This window comes from Pirellulales bacterium, from assembly GCA_036267355.1.
Lineage (GTDB): Bacteria > Planctomycetota > Planctomycetia > Pirellulales > DATAWG01 > DATAWG01.
In genome coordinates, this window is record DATAWG010000122.1 from 1 (window position 1) to 17,966 (window position 17,966).

Genomic DNA, 17,966 nt, shown 5'->3' on the forward strand with positions numbered 1-17,966 from the left:
CGGACGGACACGATCTTATAAAAGCCCTCGACTTCCGCCCGGCGGTCCGTTAGACTTTGGGGCTTGTCGCATTTTCCTAATCCTAGCCCCTAACCCTAACCCCTCGCCATGTACGCGATCATTTCCGACGGCGGACGACAATATAAGGTCGAAGAAGGCCAAACGCTTCATCTCGATTATCGCAGCCTGTCGGCCGGCGCCGAGGTAAAGTTCGACAAGGTGCTGGCTTATAGCGACGGGTCGAAAACGACGCTAGGCAGCCCGCTCGTGGGCGGGGCAACCGTCACCGGCGAAGTCGTCGGGCTGGCCCAGGGGCCGAAACTGGTCGTGCAACGCTTCCGTCGCCGCAAGAATTCCCGCCGCCACAACGGCCATCGCCAATTGCATACGACCGTGAAAATCTCAAAGATTTCAGTCGGCTAATCCCTGCCTTCGACCGCGGCCTGAAAGGCCGCTTCTGTCAGCCCGAGCCTTCGGGCGTTCAACCGCGGCGGGCGTCGATGTTTAGCGAGCGCATTTGCCCGACGTACCATGCGCGCCACGCCTTTTGGTCGAATTGGAAATTCACGTGGGTGAGATTCATCAGTGCGCCGAGCACCTGCTGATTGTCGAGCGTTTCGACGGTTTCTTTCGTCTGGCCGCCCACCGACATGCCGCCGGAGCGGTTGTTGCCGGGGCCGCTGGCAAACGTGGTCGACACTTGGCCGGGCGTTCCCTGCTGCTCGATGTGGTGGTGGGTCGTTCGCAACACATCGATCAGCGGACTGATCGCCGATTTATCGCCCAGCGCCCCCAAGCAGAGCGCTGCCTGGTTGATGCGGGCATTGTCGGTGCTTCTGAGAGCGGCGATATAGAATGGCACGACTTCCGGATGATTCGCCGCCACGAGCCGATCGAGGGCCGTTAGGCGAACTTCTTCGTCCGGATCGTCCATCGTCCGCGATACGACCACGTTCATGGCCGAGCCGTTGCCGATGTGCAGCAATTCTTCGATCAACAAGATTTTCACATTTCGAGTGCGTTCGTTGACGACCATTTGCGTCAAACCGGGAACGGCGGCCGGGTCGTCGATCTTCATCAACTCGTCGTGGAGTTGGTCGTATCGCTCGGGATGCTTGTCGAGCGTGCGCCGCCAGCGGTTCAATTTTGCGGTGCAATCGCTTTCCGCCTGGACCTCCTTGCGGTTTGCCTCCAGTAGCTCGACTTCCTGCGGCAGTCGCCACGCGCCCTTATATTTCACGAAACCTTGCTGGCGTTTCAAATCATCGGGGTGAACCCAGCGGCCGTCGATCTGGGCGAAATCAAGCGCGGCGCGGGCCGGCTTGTGATTCGGATCGAGCGCAATGATCCTCTCGAGATGGGCCTGCCGCTGCTTCGGCAAGCTGTGGATGCGGCACCATTCGGCCAACCGCCATTGATCCTCGACCGTGTCGGCGTAGGTCGGCGCGATGCGCTCATATTCGGCTTCGGCCGGGGGTTGTGGAATGATCTGCTTGATCTGGCTTTTATCGAGCGTTATCTGGCCGCCGGAAATGGTGCGGATAACCGTCTGACTGGCCGGTGTGCCGGGCACCTTGATCTCTTCGCCCTGAACCTGCCCGTCGTTGGTGAGAACGAAGATTTCCGCGCGGACCGTGGTGGGGAAAAATGCAATCAAAGCAACGCCAATTGCCGCCGTAACGTAGCAGGCACACTCCGTGTGCCGTCTGCCAACCAAGTGACCTACTACCCTACGGCAGGCTCGAATCAAAGCCATAGCGAGCGACGGCACACGGAATGTGCCTGCTACCGGCGACGGCACACGGAGTGTGCCTGCCGCAGAGGCCGGCCGTCTCAGCCACGATAAGCAGTCAGTACGTAGCATCGCGTTTCTCCTGCCTACTCGAACAATCATCGGCATCGTATCCAGCGGAATCGATCGTGGTTGGGAGGCGCGGTCCCTCGTTTGCGATTCGGGCGAGTGTAGTTTGGCCCCCGGGATTGCCACCCGAGCGGCGGCAGCCTACGATCAAATCCGCTGGGCGGCGGCCTTTTACAGTATACCGAAGCCGCTTTGGGCCGGGCAATTGAAAACCGCCACCGGTTCGGCGCCGTGACGCCCGGATCCGTGCAGAAATCAATCATTCCGATTTTTCCGGAGAATTCGGCATGAGCCGATCGGTCGACGAGCATCGCGCCGAAGCGCCGCCGGTTGTGCGGTGTGCGGTGATCACGATCAGCGATACGCGAACGCTCGAAACCGATCGTGGCGGACAAACGATCGTCGATCGGCTCACGGCGGCGGGACACACGATTGCCGATCGGCAAATCACTTCCGACGACCCGGCACAAATCGGCCGCATCCTGACCGCCCTGAATGAGCGGACCGACATCGATGCCATACTGCTGACTGGGGGCACCGGCATCGGCAGCCGCGATCAGACATTCGAAACCGTCGGCAGTCTGCTTTCAAAGCCGCTACCGGGCTACGGCGAGCTATTCCGCATGTTGAGCTATGAACAGGTCGGAGCGGCGGCAATGCTCAGCCGGGCGATCGGCGCCCTGATGGGCCGCAAAGTGCTGCTGACGATGCCCGGCTCGGTCGCCGCTGTCGAATTGGCGATGGATAAGCTCATCCTGCCGGAATTAGGCCACTTGGTCCGCGAAGCTCGGCGATAAGCCATAGCCGCGGCGAAGCCGGGCGGAAAGTAGCAGGCACACTCCGCGTGCCGTCGGCCCCGCAAACGCGGCCCCGACCACCAGCCACGGAAAAGCGCTTTTATGCGCCGCCCGCGCCCGTTTGTGTGTGCCGCCCGCCGCGTGGCGCTGACGGCACACGGAGTGTGCCTGCTACAATTCGAGCCATTTTCTCGCACCGTGGGGCAATACCGATGTGCGAGCTCGCGAATTGACCTGGAGCGACGGGGCGGGGACGGCTATTCTAGGCCGCCCAAATTGCCGGAATGATTTGCTCGATCGGCTGGGTTGCCCGCGCTCAGAGGTTTGCTCGATTACGGGCGACGGCATGCTCGCAAGGAGGCGCTGCGGATGAAAAGGTTCGTCGTCGTTTTATGCTTGGCCGCGGCGGGCGGCAGTTGGCTTTTCTTTCAGAAATTCAGTCTCGACGGGCTCGAGAAAATTGCCGTCCGGCCTCGGGCCGTCGCGCCCGTTTCACCGCCCGGCGATCAAATGGCCGCGGCTGATGGCATGGTGCCGTTTGCTCGGCAGGGCAACACGATTCGCATTGCTTCGTATGATATTCAAGCGTTCGGGCCGGCAAAGTTCGGCCAGCCGCTGGCGATGAAGGTGATTGTCGAATTGTTGCGGCGGTTTGATGTGATCGCGCTCGAGGAGGTTCGCTCGCCGCGCGACGACCAAATGCCACGGCTCGTCGAATTGTTGAATGCCACGGGCAGGCACTACGACTTCGTGATCGGTCCGCGGCAGGGAGCCGAGGAAGCTCCGGAGCAATTTGCCATCGTGTTCGACGCGGCCAGCGTTGAAGTAGATCGAAGCACGGTCTACACGGTCGACGATCCCGGCCGGCGGATGGCGCACGATCCCTTGGTGGCCAGCTTTCAAGTTCGCGGACCGGCCAATGACGAAGCATTTACGTTTACGCTCGTCGATGTGCATGTTGCTCCGGAGCATCGTGAGGCGGAACTGACCGCCCTGGCGCAGGTATGCCGGGCCGTGCGGAGCGTCAGTATCCAGGGCCGACTGGAAGACGACATTATCCTGGCGGGAAATTTCAACGCCGACGACCAGCACCTCGGCGCCCTGGGCGAAATCCCGAACTCGACAACCGCGCTTGCGGCGATGCCGACCAACACGCGCGGCACCCGGATGTGCGACAATATCGTGTTCGACCGGCTGGCGACGACCGAGTTCACTGGCCGCGCGGGAGTCGTGGATCTGATGCACGAATTCAATCTCTCGATGAGCCAAGCCCTCGAAGTGTCCGACCATTTGCCGATCTGGGCCGAATTCAGCATCTACGAAGGGGGCCAAGTCGGGCATATGGCCGAGCGAGCGACAGGTGCGGTGCGGGAATAGTGGTTAGTGGTTAGTGGTTCGGAGCACGCCGATTTTTCCGAGTCACGAGTCACGAGTCACGGCGTGCCACCCCTCTTGTGCGGCTATTTCTCTCTTAGCCATTCCAACTCTGGCCGCGTTCGTTGCGCTCGATTATGCTGATTTAGCGCGCCAGAATGCTTTCTACCGGGGGCTCCGGACTGTTTTTTTAATCGGCCGCTCGTGAATCGATCCCTCTTGCCTGATTGGCCGACCATGCTCGGCTGGCTGTTCGCCTTTGCCGTTGCGCTCGCGGCGTTGCTGCCGGGCGCGGCCTGGGCTCAGGATCAGATTACGATTACGGCGCCCGAGCTGAGCGTGCCGGAATCGACTTCGACGCAAACCGGCTCGTTCGATGTCTCCATCGCCGCCAGCGGCTCTTCCTTGCCCGAGGTGAGCGATTTCAATGTGAATCTGCAATTGTCGGGCGGCGGCGTGCAATTCACCGGCGGAACGGCGACGACCGACATTCCGTACATCTTTGCGGGGCAAACATCTGGCCCGACAGTGCCTCCGCCAACCGGCGGCGGCACGATGATCGATGCCACCGACTATGCAAGCAGTCCGCCGACGCTTGTGAACGGCGACGGCTTGGTGAGCGTCGATTATTCGGTTCCGGCAAACACTAGCGGCACATTCGCGATTACCTTCATTACTTCGAACTCGAGTGGCTCGGCAACGGCGCTCGACAATCAATACGCGCAGGCAATTCCCTTCACGGTGCAAAACGGCACATTGACCGTTGTTCCCTCGACCGTGTATTGGTATGGCAACACGGATTCGAACTGGAACACGCTCTCAGGCTCCAACTACATCACCAATTGGAGCACCAGCTCGACCGGCTTCACCGATGCCCATGCGCTTCCGGGCGCGACAACCGACGTTTATTTCAACGGCCACGGATCGAATCTGAACACCACGCTCGGCGCGAATCTTTCAATCAAGGGGCTGACATTCACTTCGGCGGCGACAAGCCCGGTCTCGATCAGCGGAGACACGCTATCGATCGGCGCCGATGGCCTGAATTTGAACACCGGGGCGGCCGCCATCACGATCAATAGCGGCGTCATGCTTTCCGCGAGCCAGACCTGGGCGATCGCCAGTTCGAACCCGCTGACACTCGGCGGCACACTGTCGCTGGCCGGCCAGACGCTAACCAAAACGGGCAGCGGAACCGTGCGCATCACCGCCGCGCCCTCGCTCGCCAGTGGAAGCGTTTTGGCCGTCACTGCCGGCACCGTGCAACTCGATGTCAGCAGCGGCACGGCCAGCGTCGGCTCGAATGCAACGGCCACGGTGGCCGCTGCCGCCACGCTGCAATTGGCCGGCTCGGTGTCGGCCCTATCCGACGGTTCGGCGATCGACCCCGCCGACGGAAATTTGGTGAACATCACCAACGACGGCTCGACCGCCAGCGGAGGCGGGCTGCTTGTGACCGGCACGAACCAGTCGGTCGGCGTTGTCAGCGGCGCATCGACCACCACTGGCGGGGCAACCACCTATACCGGTGATACCGTGGTCGGCAACGGTTCGACCGGCGCGAGTCTGACCGTTTCGCAAGTATTGCAAAACTCGCTCTCGATCAATGCCGGCTCGACGGTGACGATTCGTCCCTCCGGATCGGCCGCGAATCAAGGCGCGGCCATTGCAAGCAGTTCAACCGCCGTTGCTGCGACGTCTGACGCGGCGATTGTCGCGGCCGTTTCGCCGACGGTCGCAGCCACCGTGCTATCCAACGCGGCATCGCCGGCAAGCGGCTCGACCAATGCGGGGAACGCTTCGGCCGTATCGCCCGCGCCAGCCAGCGCCGCTTCAGCGGCTATTTCCACGATGCCAAGCATCGCCGCTGCGCCGGCCACACCGGCTGGCGATCCATTCTTGAGCATCCAGAATGTGATCAGTTCAGGAGGAAATCCGCCGAACGTCCCGGCTCGCGTCGCCAACCTCGTGGCGACCGCAGCCTTGCCCTCCGACGCTGTGTCCCCGGACTCAGGGCCGCCCGTCGCAATGTTGGCCACTTCGACGCCAGTCGATGCGCTCGAGGCTCGACCATCAAGTTCGCTGGCCACTATTTCTGCTGGCGACCTGGTTTTGCCTTCCTCGCTCGTTGCCCTCGGCAACTCACTCACGGCGACTGCCGGTGGGAACGCGTGGAGTAGCGTCGCGTGGATGGAAGCGGGGGGCGCGGGATCGCAATTCCAGAACGAGGCGAATCTGACATTTTCCGCCACACCGCTCGGCGGAATCGCGACGTTTGCGCTCGGTTTGCCGGCAATCGGCGGCGGGAATCCGGTTCCCGAGCCGTCGACGCTGGTCCTCCTGCTGCCGTGGGTCGCGGCGTTGGTTGCCTTGGCTGCGCGTCGTCGGCGAAAGGCGTCGGCTCCTGCGATTGCTGGTGCGCCGGGCTCTTGACGCCTGAGAATCCAGGACCTATCGTGGCTCTGAGCGTCCTGGATGTTCGCGTATGAATCGGGGCGACCATCTTTGCGAGCGTGGCGGAATTGGCAGACGCACCAGCTTGAGGGGCTGGCGGTAGCAATACCGTGGAGGTTCAAATCCTCTCGCTCGCATTTCGGGGGCCACCGCCCAGTCGCTGCCCCGTTTCGGACCATGCCTCGGTAAAGCGCCCCTTCGGGGTCGCGCTTTCTTCTGCCGACCGATGTTTGCGAGGAGCCCACTCGATGCGATTCTGGATCGTTCCGGCCCTGGCGATTCTGGCGATCACCGGCCGCCTGTCGGCGGCTGAGCAGGCGCCGCATCGGCGTCCGAATATCGTATTCATCTTGACCGACGATCTCGGTTGGTGCGATCTCGGCTGCTACGGAAGCACTTTTTACGAAACGCCCCATCTCGATCGACTTGCCGCCGAGGGAATGCGGTTCACCGAGGCTTATGCGGCTTGCAATGTTTGCTCCCCCACCCGGGCAAGCATTTTGACCGGCAAATATCCGGCCCGGCTGCACCTGACGAACTTCATCGGCGGCGATCGGCGTGGAAAGCTGAACCCGGCAGCCTATCTCCACCATCTGCCGCTCGAAGAATTCACGCTTGCAAAAGCGCTGAAGGAAGGGGGCTACACGAACGGATTTTTCGGCAAATGGCACTTGGGCGGAAAACCGTTCTATCCCCAGCACCAAGGTTTTGATGTGAACGTCGGCGGTTGCGAATATGGCTCGCCGCCGACATATTTCAGCCCGTATCGGATCCCGACCTTGCCCGATGGCCCGAAGGGAGAATACCTGACCGATCGGCTCACCGACGAAGCGATCAACTTTGTCGAGAAGAATAAAGACAAGCCGTTCTTTTTGTATCTTTGCCATTATGCCGTTCACATCCCGCAGCAGGCGAAGGCCTCGATCGTGGCCAAGTATCGCGCCAAGGCGAAGCAATTGCCGCCGAGCGCGGGACATGAATTTTTGCCCGAAGGCGAAGTGCAAACGCGGCAAATTCAAAACAATCCGGTATATGCGGCAATGGTCGAAAGCGTCGACCAAAGCGTCGGCCGCATCCTGCAAACGCTCGATGATCTTCGCCTGCGCGACAACACGATCGTCGTCTTCAATTCCGACAACGGCGGCCTGTCGTCGTCGACCGAAGGGGCGCCGACCTCGAACGTGCCGCTCCGCGCCGGCAAGGGCTGGAACTACGAAGGCGGATTGCGCGAGCCGCTCATCGTCCGCTGGCCCGCCACGATCAAGCCCGGCAGCACATGCGCCACCGCCGTGATCAGCAACGACTACTACCCGACATTGATCGAGGCCGCCGGCTTGCCGCCCCGCCCGCGGCAAACCCTGGATGGGGTCAGTTTATTGTCGCTGTGGAAAGGCGGAGCGCTAGCCGAGCGGCCGTTGTTCTGGCACTATCCCCACTACTCGAATCAGGGCGGCGGGCCGAGCGGCGCTATCCGCGTCGGCGATTTCAAGCTCATCGAATGGTTCGAGACTATGCACATCGAACTCTACAACATCGAAGACGACCTCGGCGAACATCGCGATCTTTCCAAATCGATGCCCGCCAAGACGGCCGCGCTCCGCGATCAATTGCACGCCTGGCGGAAGTCGGTCGATGCGACGATGCCCACGCCGAATCCCGACTACACTCCGCTGAAAGCGCGGCGGCTCGGTATTCTCGACGGCGGCCATTTGCCGACCTCGTATGTCGTTACCCAAACCGCCGACGAAGCCGACGACTAAGATCTGGTGGAAGAAGGGGGACTGGCTCCGAGCCGGGTCGAAAAAGCCTGAATAGAAGAGTTGCCGCGAGGCGCCCGTCCCCATTCTTTCACATCCCATGACGCGATCGCCCACCATGAGCAGCCACGAGCCACGCCGGGATCGCGCGAAGCCGGCATCACTGAAAGCCGCGCGGCCCAAATTTACCGCGCTCGACGTGCGTCCGCCGCTCGCTCCGATGGAAGCGACCTTGGTCGACGAACCGCCGGTCGGCCCGCAGTGGCAATACGAGCCGAAGTGGGACGGTTTTCGCTGCGTGGCTTTTCGCGACGGCGACGAACTGTTTCTCGAATCGAAATCGGGAAAACCGCTGGCCCGCTATTTTCCCGATCTTGTCGAGTCGCTGCGAGCGATCGCCGCGAAACGCTTCGTGATCGACGGCGAAATCGTGATTCCGATCGAGGGCCGGCTGTCGTTCGACGATCTGTTGATGCGCGTGCACCCGGCGGCAAGCCGAGTGCGCAAGCTCGCGGCCGAGCATCCGGCGATGTTCATCGTGTTCGATTTGCTGCTCGACGAGCGCGGCAAATCGCTTTTGGATGCGAAGCTCCAAGAACGCCGCGAGCGGCTGGAAGCGTTTGCGGCAAGATTCTTCGCCGCCGCGAGCGATATCCGTCTGTCGCCGGCCACGAGCAAGGCGGCCGGGGCGCGGAAATGGTTCGAGGCCGTCGGCGGAAATCTCGATGGCATCGTTGCCAAACGTCTCGATTTGCCGTACCGAGCCGGCAAGCGCGACGGCATGCAAAAGATCAAGCATCAACGAACGGCCGACTGCGTCGTCGGCGGATTTCGATACGGCAGCGGCAAACGCGTCGTCGGCTCGCTCTTGCTCGGGCTCTACGACGACCATGGGCTTTTGCATCACGTCGGCTTCACTTCGAGCTTTTCCGCTGCCGAACGCAAGCGCGTCACCGAGATCGTCGAGCCGCTGCACGGAACGTCGGGCTTCACCGGCAGTGCGCCGGGCGGGCCGAGCCGATGGAGCACTCGTCGCAGCGACGAATGGGAGCCGCTCAAACTGAAGCTGGTGGTCGAGGTGCAATACGATCATTTCACCGGCGGCCGATTCCGCCACGGCACTCGATTGCTCCGTTGGCGCGCCGACAAGAAACCGGCCCAATGCACGCTCGATCAGGTCGACCGGCGCAACGCGTCGATCTTGAAGCTATTCGGTGCGGAAAAGCCCCGGCGGAACAATCGGCGAACGTAGGCGGCGCACATGCGCACGCGGCCCCATCGCGAAAAGCACGCCACCGTTGGCCCCCTCACGAACGTTTCGGCCTGGTAGTTTTGGGCCGGCACGCTAGCCCGAAGCGCTGGCGAGAAGGCCTCGCCTTCCCGCGTTGCTACTTGCAATCCGCCGCTAGGCGAGCCGGTCGAGCGTCCATGCGACCGTGTCGAGCCGGCGACTGAAGTGCAACAGCGGCGCGCGATCGGGCAGAGCGATGCCGAAAGGCGCCGTGAGCGTGTTGCGTTCGATGATCGCTTCGGCCGGCTCCAGCGGCCAAACCGGATGATCGATTTCGCTCCGAAATAGCCGCCCGCGCCGGTCGGCCGAGTAGAGGCAGAACCGCGCGGTGAGCCAGTTGGCGAGCGATTCCGGCGCGATCGATCGGCCAATGGGCAAACAGCAGATCGTGCCACGCCATGTGAACCCCCCAAGCCCGCCGAGGCACCGACCACGCGCGGCTTCGACTAGCCTTCGTGGCAAGAACTTGCTGCGGCATAGCAGTTGCTCGGAATGCTGGGTGCTTCCTTGGGACACTTAATGATTATCCGGTCCGGCGAATAAATCTTAACCGCCAAGTTGCCATGGCATTCGCATTCGAAGCCGATGAATCGGTGCAGCACGGCGTGCGGCGGATCGTCCGCGCGCAGTTGAAGAAGGCAAGCAAAGAATTGCAGGAAATAGAGAGCTCGTCCAAGTCCAGCGAAGCGGTTCATTCCGTTCGCAAGCGATTCAAACGGCTTCGCGCAATTTGCCGCTTGGTGCGCGACCGATTGGGCGAAAAAGCTTACCGGCATTTGAATTATCAGTTTCGCGATGCCGGCAAGCCGCTCACCGAAGCGCGCGATTCGGAAGTGCTTGTCGAGACTTTTGATAAGTTGATGCGGGAATCGGCCGACAAAATCAACTGCGAGGATGTGGCGCCGATTCGCCGCGGCCTCGAGCTCAATCAAACAAAGGTTCACCAGCGCGTGCTCGGGCAGAAGGATACGCTTTGCGACATTCACAAGATTGTCGAAGATGCACGCTCCGAGACCGATCCTCTACCGATCGGCTGCGGCGGATGGTCGGCAATTCGCAAGGGACTCAAGCGCGGCTACACAAGTTGCCAGCAGGCCTGCGCCGCGGCCGCTGCCGATGCCTCCAACGAAAACCTGCATGAATGGCGAAAACAAGCGAAATACTTCTGGCATGAGTTGCAGCTCATCGAATCGATCGATCCAGCGGCCATGAAACCCATGGCCAACGCGGTTCACGAGCTGACAAAGCGACTTGGCGACGACCACGATCTTGCGGTTTTGAAACAGACTGTCAACGAGCGGAGCGATAGGTACGGTGGCGAAGCGACGATCGAAAAGCTGTTGCCGCTGATCCCGCCGCGGCGGGTGCATTTGCAAAAAGAAGCGTTTGAAATGCAGCGTAAGCTCTTTGTCGAAGATGCCGACAACTTTCTCGATCGGTTGAAGGATTTTTGGAAATCGTGGCGAATGGCCGAGAAGTTCGTGCGCAGCGGCTAATCGCCATGTTGCTCCGCGGCGGCTTGAAAACGAGCATCGCGAACCCTGACGGCTCAGCCGGACGGCGCCTGGTGGTTAGGGAGGCGCGAGCGTCCGGCCGGTCGTCAAGAACCACTATTCACGAGCCACTATTCACGAGCCACGCGCCACGAATCACGAATCAAATCGCAACGCGTGTGGCACGGTAGTTGTAGCAGAGTTGGCAGACGACCGTTGTCGGTCGTCTTTATTCGAACCATCCCCTGCTTCCAAGAATCGGAGATAGATCATGAGCGCATCGTCTTGGTTTTCGAAAATGACAGGCACAGGCATGAAATTGGAGAATTTGGAAAATTTGCTCGTGCTCCAGTTGGAGGATCTCTACAGCGCCGAGGACCAGCTTATCGAAGCTCTACCGAAAATGGCCGACGCCGCTTCATCTCCCGAGTTGAAAAGCGCCTTCGAGACCCACTTGGAAGAAACCCGGCACCAAAAGCGGCGGATCGAAGAGGTTTTCCGGATGCTCGGCAAGGAGCCCAAAATGGAAACTTGCGAAGCGATGAAGGGCTTGATCGCCGAGGGAAGCGAAATCATCGATTTGGAAGGCGAGCCCGACGTGAAAGACGCGGCTCTGATCGCGGCAGCACAGCGCGTCGAGCACTATGAGATCGCCGGCTACGGCTGCGTCCGAGCGTTTGCCCGTCGGCTCGGTCGACAAAACGTCGCCCAACTGCTGCAACAGACTTTGGACGAAGAAGCCAACGCCGATAAGATTCTGTCGCACATTGCCGAAACGTCGGTAAACGTCGAAGCGTCCGCCCACCACTAGGGGCGGCCTCACCGCTAGAGCCCCAGGCCCAGGGGAAGGCCCCGTGGCGATCTTCCGTGTGAGATCGCGTGGCGGGCCTTCCCTGGGTAGCGGGGCTAATTTGCCAATCATCTTAACGGCCCAAACAATCCATTCCCGCAAGCCCTCGCCATGAAAACGAAAATCCCAAAAGCCGAACCTCGCGAGCAAACGGTTGCCGCCGCCGCTCCGAAGCCTCCCTTTCCGCCAAAGAAGCTCGACAAGCCGGGCGTTGAAGCCGATCTCGAGCCAAAGCCGAAATTCCGCGGCGAGAAATATCGCGCGGCCGGCAAGCTCGAAGGAAAAGTCGCGCTGATCACCGGTGGCGATTCGGGAATCGGCCGGGCCGTGGCGGTCTTCTTCGCACGCGAAAAGGCGGATGTTGTAATCAATCATCTGCCGGAAGAACAGGAAGACGCCGACGCGACCAAGCAGGAAATCGAGGCGCTCGGGCAGCGATGCGTGGCGATTGCAGGGGATCTCACCGATCCGAATACGTGCAGCCGGCTCATCGAGCAAACGATCGAAGAGTTTGGCCGGCTCGATATCTTGGTCAGCAATGCGGCCCACCAGAATCGCAAGCCATCGATCGACGAGATCAGCGAGGAGGAATGGGACCGGACCTTCAAGACGAATGTCTACGCTCCGTTTCACCTCATCAAGGCCGCGCTGCCACACTTGAAGGAAGGTGCGTCGATCATCATCACGTCGTCGGAAACCGGGCTCTTCGGAAACAAGCAATTGCTCGATTATTCGTCGACTAAAGGGGCTCTCAACGCCTTTGTGAAATCGTTGGCCCAGAACCTGGTCGAAAAAGGGATTCGCGTGAATGCGGTAGCGCCGGGGCCCGTATGGACGCCGCTTAATCCTGCCGACACGGGGCTGCCGGCGGAGAAGTTGAAGGAATTTGGCAAGAAAACGCCTATGGGCCGGCCTGGGCAGCCGGAAGAAATGGCGCCGGCCTATGTGTTCTTCGCCTCCGACGCCGATTCAAGCTATATCACCGGCCATGTGCTGCCGCTGCTCGGCGGCGAAGTGGCCGGCGCCTGAACGTTCGATCGCGCATCGCTAAGCCGCATTCCGCATTGTTCGTCCGTTTCTAGCCGGGGCGACAAACGGCAGCGACATGGTGCGACACAAGCAGTTCTCCAGAAAATTGGCTTCCCGCGCGACCACGTGATGAAATGTTTCGCCGTAATAGGGCGAAAAGTGGTCGCCGGCGACCGTGATGAGCGTGGCATTTTCCATGCGGCCGGCCGCCTTGCGTATCGATCGCGCCGAAATCAACTGGTCTTGCTCGGCAATCACCAGCAGCGTCGGCGCTTTCACGTGCGACGCCCGTGCAATCGGTCGGTGCAATATCGACGTGAGCAAGATTCGCGCGGGACAAGCATTCGGCCACTCCGCATCGAGCGGCACCAGCCGGCGGTAACCCTCGTCGCATCCAGGGTTGTTCATCACCGCGAAAACTTCTGGTCGTCCGACGATGGGCACCAAATGCGGCGTGCGGAAGGTGGCGGCGCGAAAAAGGTCTCGCAGGCCATGCCAAACCGCCTGCGAACAATAGCGCAAGCCGTGCTTCCCCAGCGAGGCGGGAACATCCAGCATCGGCACCTGCGCCACCACGGCCGCGACATCCGGATTGCGGCTGGCGCAATCGACCACATGTCCGCCGGAAAATGAAGTTCCCCACAACGCAATCCTGGTTGGATCGATTCCCGGCAATTGACGGGCGACATTCAACGCGGCCTGCCAATCCTCGCGCTGCCGCCGACAGCTCACAAGATTTCGCGGCGCACCACCGCTTGCGCCAAAATGCCGGTAATCGAAGAGCATCACGGCCAGTCCCCGGCGCACGAAGTGTTCGGCATAGGGAATCAGTCCGAAGCTCTTTTCAGCCGCGAAACCGTGGGCCATCAGCACCACCGGCATCGGTTGCCGGGCCGCCGGCGGCCGGATCAGCCATGCGTCGCATGCCACGCCGCCGCTCATGAACGCCAGTTGTTGCACGTCGGCCAGATTGCCAAAAGTGTCGCCACCCGGGGCAAAGCGGCCTTCCGAGCGCGAGTAGTCGTCGGGCGCGGAAAATGGCTGCGAGGAATCAACGGGCTGGCTCGTCGACTTTTGCGCCGCGGCCGGGCGGCGCTTGCGATGGCCGATGCAGTTCAACCGGTCGACCAATCCCGGCGCGATGCGCTTGAAATACCAAAGCAAATACGCCAGCGGCGTGACAAGCACCATCGCGCTATTTTTCTTGATGCCGCGAATCGCCTTGCGCGCGACTTGCTCGGGCGTGGCGCAAATCCAAGCCGGCGGCTCGGGCACGGGTTTATTCGGCCTCCCACTCACGGCCGCGCGATAAAGGTTCGTCCGCACGGCGCCGGGGCATAGCGCCGTCAGCCCGACCCCTTTTCGCACGAATTCTGAGCGCAAAGCCTCGGTGAAACCGACCAGTCCGAACTTGCTCACCTGGTAGGCCGCCGACCGTCCGCCCGCCACGAGCCCGGCAATGCTGCAAACATTCAGGATATGGGCTTCGGGACGAGCCATCAGCGGATGGATAAGTTCGCGCGTGAACTGGATCGGGGCGTGGAGATTGATTTGCAACAGCCAATCCCATTGCTCCGCGGTCATATTTTCAGTCGGGCCGTAGTAGGCGACTCCGACGTTGTTCACCAGGATATCGATCTCCGGCCAGCGCTCGAGCATTTCGCGGATGCTGGCGGTGATCTGAGCGGGCTGTGTCACATCGCAGCGCGCCGCGATGGCTTCGACGCCAAGGGCCTGGGCGGCCTGAGCCACTTCGCCCGCGCCCGCCTCATTGATGTCGAGCAGATAGACGTGCGTTTTTTCCGCGGCCAACGCCAAAACGATGGCCCGCCCGATGCCGGAGGCCGCGCCGGTGATGAGAGCTCTTTTTCCAACCAGATTTCGCATGGCAACCTCCTTGTTGCGCGAAGCACCGAATTCGCAGCCGGGGGTGGCCGGCTACGATCGCATTTCGGCGATGAGTTTTTTGAGCCTGCGGCGATAGGAAAAATGTTCGACTTCGATCCGATGCCGTGTCGAATCGACGTAGCGAATTCCGCCGCTAAGATCGGAAGATCCGCTCGACTTTTGGCGGCGAAAATAGTCCGCTCGCGGCGAGCCCGCATCCAACGCTTGAATGAACCGGGCCATCAGCTGGGCCTGGTAGTGCGACAATTCCCAAATGCCGCCGTCGGGCTGCAGCATTCCGGCGACAAACAGATGGTCGTACTGCGGATGAAACGCGTTCAGGTACAAACATGGCCGACCATCGCGCCAATTCAAATGCCCACGGTCGATGAACGGAAAGCTGATCTTGTAACCGGTGGCGAACACGACCACATCGATCGGCTCGCTCGATCCATCGATGAACCGAACGATATCGCCGTCGAACCGCGCGACGTCGGGCTTGGGGACAATATCGCCGTGGCCGACGTAATACATCATCTGGGAATTGACGATCGGATGGGATTCGAACAAGCGATGGTCGGGCGCTTTCAGTCCGTAATCTTGCGGCATGCCCATCGCGAGCTTTACCAGGCCCTTCGCGATGAGCCGGCGCAGCCAGAGGGGGACGCGCATTTTCAGCAGAAATTCGCCGCAGCGATCTGCCGGAAGGCCCAACAAAAACTTCGGGATATAGTTGTAGCCGCGCCGAGCGCTGTGCAGCGTGCGAGCGGCGCGCTGGGCCGATTCGACCGCAATGTCGCAACCCGAATTGCCGGCCCCCACGACCAACACACGCCTCCCTTCCAGCACGTCGGGCGTTTTATATTGCGAGGAATGGAGTATCCGGCCGGAAAACTGGCCTGGGTAATCGGGCCAATTGGGATCCCAATGATGGCCGTTGGCAATCACCACTCCACGGTAATGCCGAACGCGTCCGTCTTGCAAAGTGATTTCCCATCCTGGCCCGGCCAGTTCGATCCGGGCCACCGCGGTATTGAATTCAATCCGCGGGTAGAGATCGAAATGGCGGGCGTACGACTGAAAATATTGCTGCACTAACCGGTGGCCAGGATAGGCGGGCCAATCGCTGGGCATCGGAAAATCCGGATACTGGATCAACCGCTTCGACGAAATCAAGTGCGTGGATTGGTAGACACTGCTCGCCGGCTTGCCGTAATTCCAGTTGCCCCCCACATCGTCTTCGCGCTCCAAGCAATCGAAAGGAATCCGCTTTTCGGCAAAGTGTCTGGCCACCGCCAAGCCGGAAGCGCCTGCCCCGACAACGCAAAATTTTTCCGATCCGGATTCGCAATACATGAATTCGGAAATCTCCGGCGAAGGGTTTTTTGCGGGGCCAAAATAGCTTTTGGATCGAGGGCTCGCAAGTGCGAAACCGGGGTATCCGTCCGCGGTCCATTCGCTGCGGCAGCGGTGCGCCAAGGAGAACGGAACTAGTTCAAGGAACGTCGACCGTGCCGAATCCGCCGCGTCGGCAAGCTAGCAGAACCGTCGCCGTTTTGCTTCCCTGCTTTCCTGGGGGGATGCTTGACGTTGCTTTCAAAGGATGAACAATTGGAACAGTTCAACCCGGCTGGCAGCCGTCGCTGTTACCGTGGCCTGTGCGAATGGTGTCCAAGGGGAACGCCATTGAGTGAGCCGGCCCCCGCGAACAGAGTCCTTATCGCAGTGCGGCTTCCGTTGCGAAGCCTCGGGTCGATGAGGGGTCCATCTTTTGCGGGAGCGGCGATGCCGCACCTCGCAATCCAATCGAAACGGTCCGCGCGCCGGTATCGCGTTTGCGAGTTTGGTTGATTGCGTTTGCTGCCCTGCGCGGGATGGCAACCACTGATTCTTTGACGATGGTTTGATAATGAATCTAAATAATGCACCTGCCTCGGTCGAGGCGTTCAAATTACATAGCGAATATCAACGTCTGCGGGAGATGTTGCTGCAAGACCAGTTTGTCGATCGCCTCGGCCGTCCGCTTGCCTATTGGGCGCTGCCAAGCGATCGGCGTTTGCCGCTGGCCTTTCTCGGCCGGACGATTCGCGATCTCCTCGACACGTCGTTCGAGGATTTGTCGGCTACACCGGGGATCGGACAGAAAAAAATCGGCACCTTCGTCGCGCTGCTGGCCCGAGCCACGAAAAAGCATCCGCCGGCGGTTACGGCAAAGGCCAACTACGAAAAGCATTCCGGCCAGCGCACATCGCGCGACGAGAGCTGCTTCGATCCGTCCACCGTGTCCGAGGCTCTCTGGGAACTATGGCGCGAGACTGTCCGCCGGCACGACATGGATCAGGAAAAACTGGGCCGCTTGGCTTCATCGCTGCAATCGTTGCCCACCGTAATCTGGAACACGCCGCTCTCGGAATACGCGGGCTATACCGTCGCTGAAATTCGGCAAATGAAGACGCATGGCGAAAAACGAATCCGCACGATTTTACAAGTGTTTCACGCCGTGCATCAAGCGCTGGCCAATGCACCGGTCCAAGAACATCTCGCCGTGCTGTTGGCTCCGCGGCCGCTGGTCGAGGTCGACCGCTGCGTTTCCAAGTTTCTGGAGAGCAACAAGGTTCCGTCTCGCGCCGAGCTTCGCGACCGGGTCGTGGTGCCGCTGGTAAACCAGTTGCGATTGGACCTGGGCACGACGGTGGGCAAGCTCGTCGAAGGGCGGCTCGGCATTGCCGGCGACCCGCAGCCGGTACGACAACAGTCCCGCCGGATGGGCGTTACCCGGGCCCGCGTCTATCAGTTGCTCGAGAACTGCGCAATGGCGATGGACGTTCGCTGGCCGGAGGGAGGCCCTCGATTGCGCTTGCTCGAGCGTCACTTGGCGACACGGTCTGCAACGGCCGACAGAATCGAATTGCTTCGTGCTACGATCGAACTGGTTTATCCCGACCAGACCGCAACAGTACATGCCTCGAACGGCCACTCGACTGATTAGTTTCTTGCGGTTGGACTTCACCGCCAGATGCGGAGAAGTTTTGGAGTTCCGCGAGCGTGCCACTGGCTTTGCAAGTGTCTTCGCGGGCGAAGCAAGTCAACTTGCTAGCCCGGATTATTCATCGTGCCAGGAATTCGCGACACGCTGCGGAATAGTAAGCCCGAAGCGTTAGCGAGGATAAGCC

The 17,966-nt window shown here is 60.8% G+C and carries 14 protein-coding genes and 1 tRNA gene; 11 read left to right on the top strand and 4 right to left on the bottom strand.

Annotated features, from left to right (window positions below; translation table 11 throughout):
* Positions 1 to 108 precede the first annotated feature (108 nt).
* Positions 109 to 423, top strand: coding sequence for a 50S ribosomal protein L21 (gene rplU, locus VHX65_18845; protein HEX4000614.1), 315 nt, complete (start codon positions 109 to 111; stop codon positions 421 to 423).
* Between the two features lie 58 nt (positions 424 to 481).
* Here the strand turns inward: rplU and VHX65_18850 are convergent, their stop codons facing one another.
* Positions 482 to 1,657, bottom strand: a complete 1,176-nt coding sequence (locus tag VHX65_18850; GenBank protein HEX4000615.1) for a HEAT repeat domain-containing protein — start codon at positions 1,655 to 1,657, stop codon at positions 482 to 484.
* Between the two features lie 491 nt (positions 1,658 to 2,148).
* On the opposite strand from VHX65_18850, the gene VHX65_18855 reads away from it, so the two are divergent.
* From VHX65_18855 to VHX65_18880, 6 genes are all read left to right on the top strand, one after another.
* Positions 2,149 to 2,658, top strand: a complete 510-nt coding sequence (locus tag VHX65_18855; GenBank protein ID HEX4000616.1) for a molybdenum cofactor biosynthesis protein B — start codon at positions 2,149 to 2,151, stop codon at positions 2,656 to 2,658.
* Positions 2,659 to 3,027: 369 nt separating this feature from the next.
* Positions 3,028 to 4,035: an endonuclease/exonuclease/phosphatase gene (locus tag VHX65_18860; GenBank protein HEX4000617.1), complete on the top strand. Its 1,008-nt coding sequence runs from the start codon at positions 3,028 to 3,030 to the stop codon at positions 4,033 to 4,035.
* Between the two features lie 201 nt (positions 4,036 to 4,236).
* Positions 4,237 to 6,465: a hypothetical protein gene (locus VHX65_18865; protein HEX4000618.1), complete on the top strand. Its 2,229-nt coding sequence runs from the start codon at positions 4,237 to 4,239 to the stop codon at positions 6,463 to 6,465.
* A gap of 74 nt (positions 6,466 to 6,539) precedes the next feature.
* Positions 6,540 to 6,623: transfer RNA gene (locus tag VHX65_18870), tRNA-Leu, on the top strand.
* A gap of 111 nt (positions 6,624 to 6,734) precedes the next feature.
* A complete protein-coding gene (locus VHX65_18875; protein HEX4000619.1) occupies positions 6,735 to 8,246 on the top strand; it encodes a sulfatase in 1,512 nt (503 codons plus the stop codon).
* 97 nt (positions 8,247 to 8,343) lie between these two features.
* Entirely contained in the window at positions 8,344 to 9,495 is a 1,152-nt protein-coding gene (locus tag VHX65_18880; GenBank protein HEX4000620.1) for an ATP-dependent DNA ligase, read from the top strand.
* A gap of 153 nt (positions 9,496 to 9,648) precedes the next feature.
* Here the strand turns inward: VHX65_18880 and VHX65_18885 are convergent, their stop codons facing one another.
* A complete protein-coding gene (locus VHX65_18885; protein ID HEX4000621.1) occupies positions 9,649 to 9,912 on the bottom strand; it encodes a DUF2071 domain-containing protein in 264 nt (87 codons plus the stop codon).
* A gap of 185 nt (positions 9,913 to 10,097) precedes the next feature.
* Between VHX65_18885 and VHX65_18890 the strand changes: the two genes are divergently transcribed.
* The 3 genes from VHX65_18890 (at position 10,098) to VHX65_18900 (ending at position 12,906) form a co-directional block, all read left to right on the top strand.
* Positions 10,098 to 11,030 (top strand): CHAD domain-containing protein, encoded by a 933-nt coding sequence (locus tag VHX65_18890; GenBank protein HEX4000622.1) that lies wholly within the window; start codon positions 10,098 to 10,100, stop codon positions 11,028 to 11,030.
* 268 nt (positions 11,031 to 11,298) lie between these two features.
* On the top strand, positions 11,299 to 11,838 hold the full coding sequence (locus VHX65_18895) for a ferritin-like domain-containing protein (protein ID HEX4000623.1): 540 nt from the start codon (positions 11,299 to 11,301) through the stop codon (positions 11,836 to 11,838).
* Positions 11,839 to 11,988: 150 nt separating this feature from the next.
* Positions 11,989 to 12,906 (top strand): SDR family oxidoreductase, encoded by a 918-nt coding sequence (locus VHX65_18900; GenBank protein HEX4000624.1) that lies wholly within the window; start codon positions 11,989 to 11,991, stop codon positions 12,904 to 12,906.
* 18 nt (positions 12,907 to 12,924) lie between these two features.
* On the opposite strand, the gene VHX65_18905 is transcribed toward VHX65_18900, so the two are convergent.
* Together VHX65_18905 and VHX65_18910 are read right to left on the bottom strand one after the other, a co-directional pair.
* Complete coding sequence (locus VHX65_18905; GenBank protein ID HEX4000625.1) at positions 12,925 to 14,793, bottom strand: SDR family NAD(P)-dependent oxidoreductase; 1,869 nt, start codon at positions 14,791 to 14,793, stop codon at positions 12,925 to 12,927.
* 51 nt (positions 14,794 to 14,844) lie between these two features.
* Positions 14,845 to 16,149, bottom strand: coding sequence for an NAD(P)-binding domain-containing protein (locus VHX65_18910; GenBank protein ID HEX4000626.1), 1,305 nt, complete (start codon positions 16,147 to 16,149; stop codon positions 14,845 to 14,847).
* Positions 16,150 to 16,702: 553 nt separating this feature from the next.
* On the opposite strand from VHX65_18910, the gene VHX65_18915 reads away from it, so the two are divergent.
* On the top strand, positions 16,703 to 17,782 hold the full coding sequence (locus tag VHX65_18915; GenBank protein ID HEX4000627.1) for a hypothetical protein: 1,080 nt from the start codon (positions 16,703 to 16,705) through the stop codon (positions 17,780 to 17,782).
* Positions 17,783 to 17,966 lie beyond the last annotated feature (184 nt).

Bases quoted from the DNA above. Each gene is read 5' to 3' on its own strand.
- VHX65_18880 (HEX4000620.1), top strand. From the start codon at position 8,344: ATGACGCGATCGCCCACCATGAGCAGCCACGAGCCACGCCGGGATCGC.
- rplU (HEX4000614.1), top strand. From the start codon at position 109: ATGTACGCGATCATTTCCGACGGCGGACGACAATATAAGGTCGAAGAA.
- VHX65_18860 (HEX4000617.1), top strand. From the start codon at position 3,028: ATGAAAAGGTTCGTCGTCGTTTTATGCTTGGCCGCGGCGGGCGGCAGT.
- VHX65_18875 (HEX4000619.1), top strand. From the start codon at position 6,735: ATGCGATTCTGGATCGTTCCGGCCCTGGCGATTCTGGCGATCACCGGC.
- VHX65_18915 (HEX4000627.1), top strand. From the start codon at position 16,703: ATGAATCTAAATAATGCACCTGCCTCGGTCGAGGCGTTCAAATTACAT.
- VHX65_18910 (HEX4000626.1), bottom strand. From the start codon at position 16,149: ATGTATTGCGAATCCGGATCGGAAAAATTTTGCGTTGTCGGGGCAGGC.
- VHX65_18900 (HEX4000624.1), top strand. From the start codon at position 11,989: ATGAAAACGAAAATCCCAAAAGCCGAACCTCGCGAGCAAACGGTTGCC.
- VHX65_18855 (HEX4000616.1), top strand. From the start codon at position 2,149: ATGAGCCGATCGGTCGACGAGCATCGCGCCGAAGCGCCGCCGGTTGTG.
- VHX65_18895 (HEX4000623.1), top strand. From the start codon at position 11,299: ATGAGCGCATCGTCTTGGTTTTCGAAAATGACAGGCACAGGCATGAAA.
- VHX65_18905 (HEX4000625.1), bottom strand. From the start codon at position 14,793: ATGCGAAATCTGGTTGGAAAAAGAGCTCTCATCACCGGCGCGGCCTCC.
- VHX65_18890 (HEX4000622.1), top strand. From the start codon at position 10,098: ATGGCATTCGCATTCGAAGCCGATGAATCGGTGCAGCACGGCGTGCGG.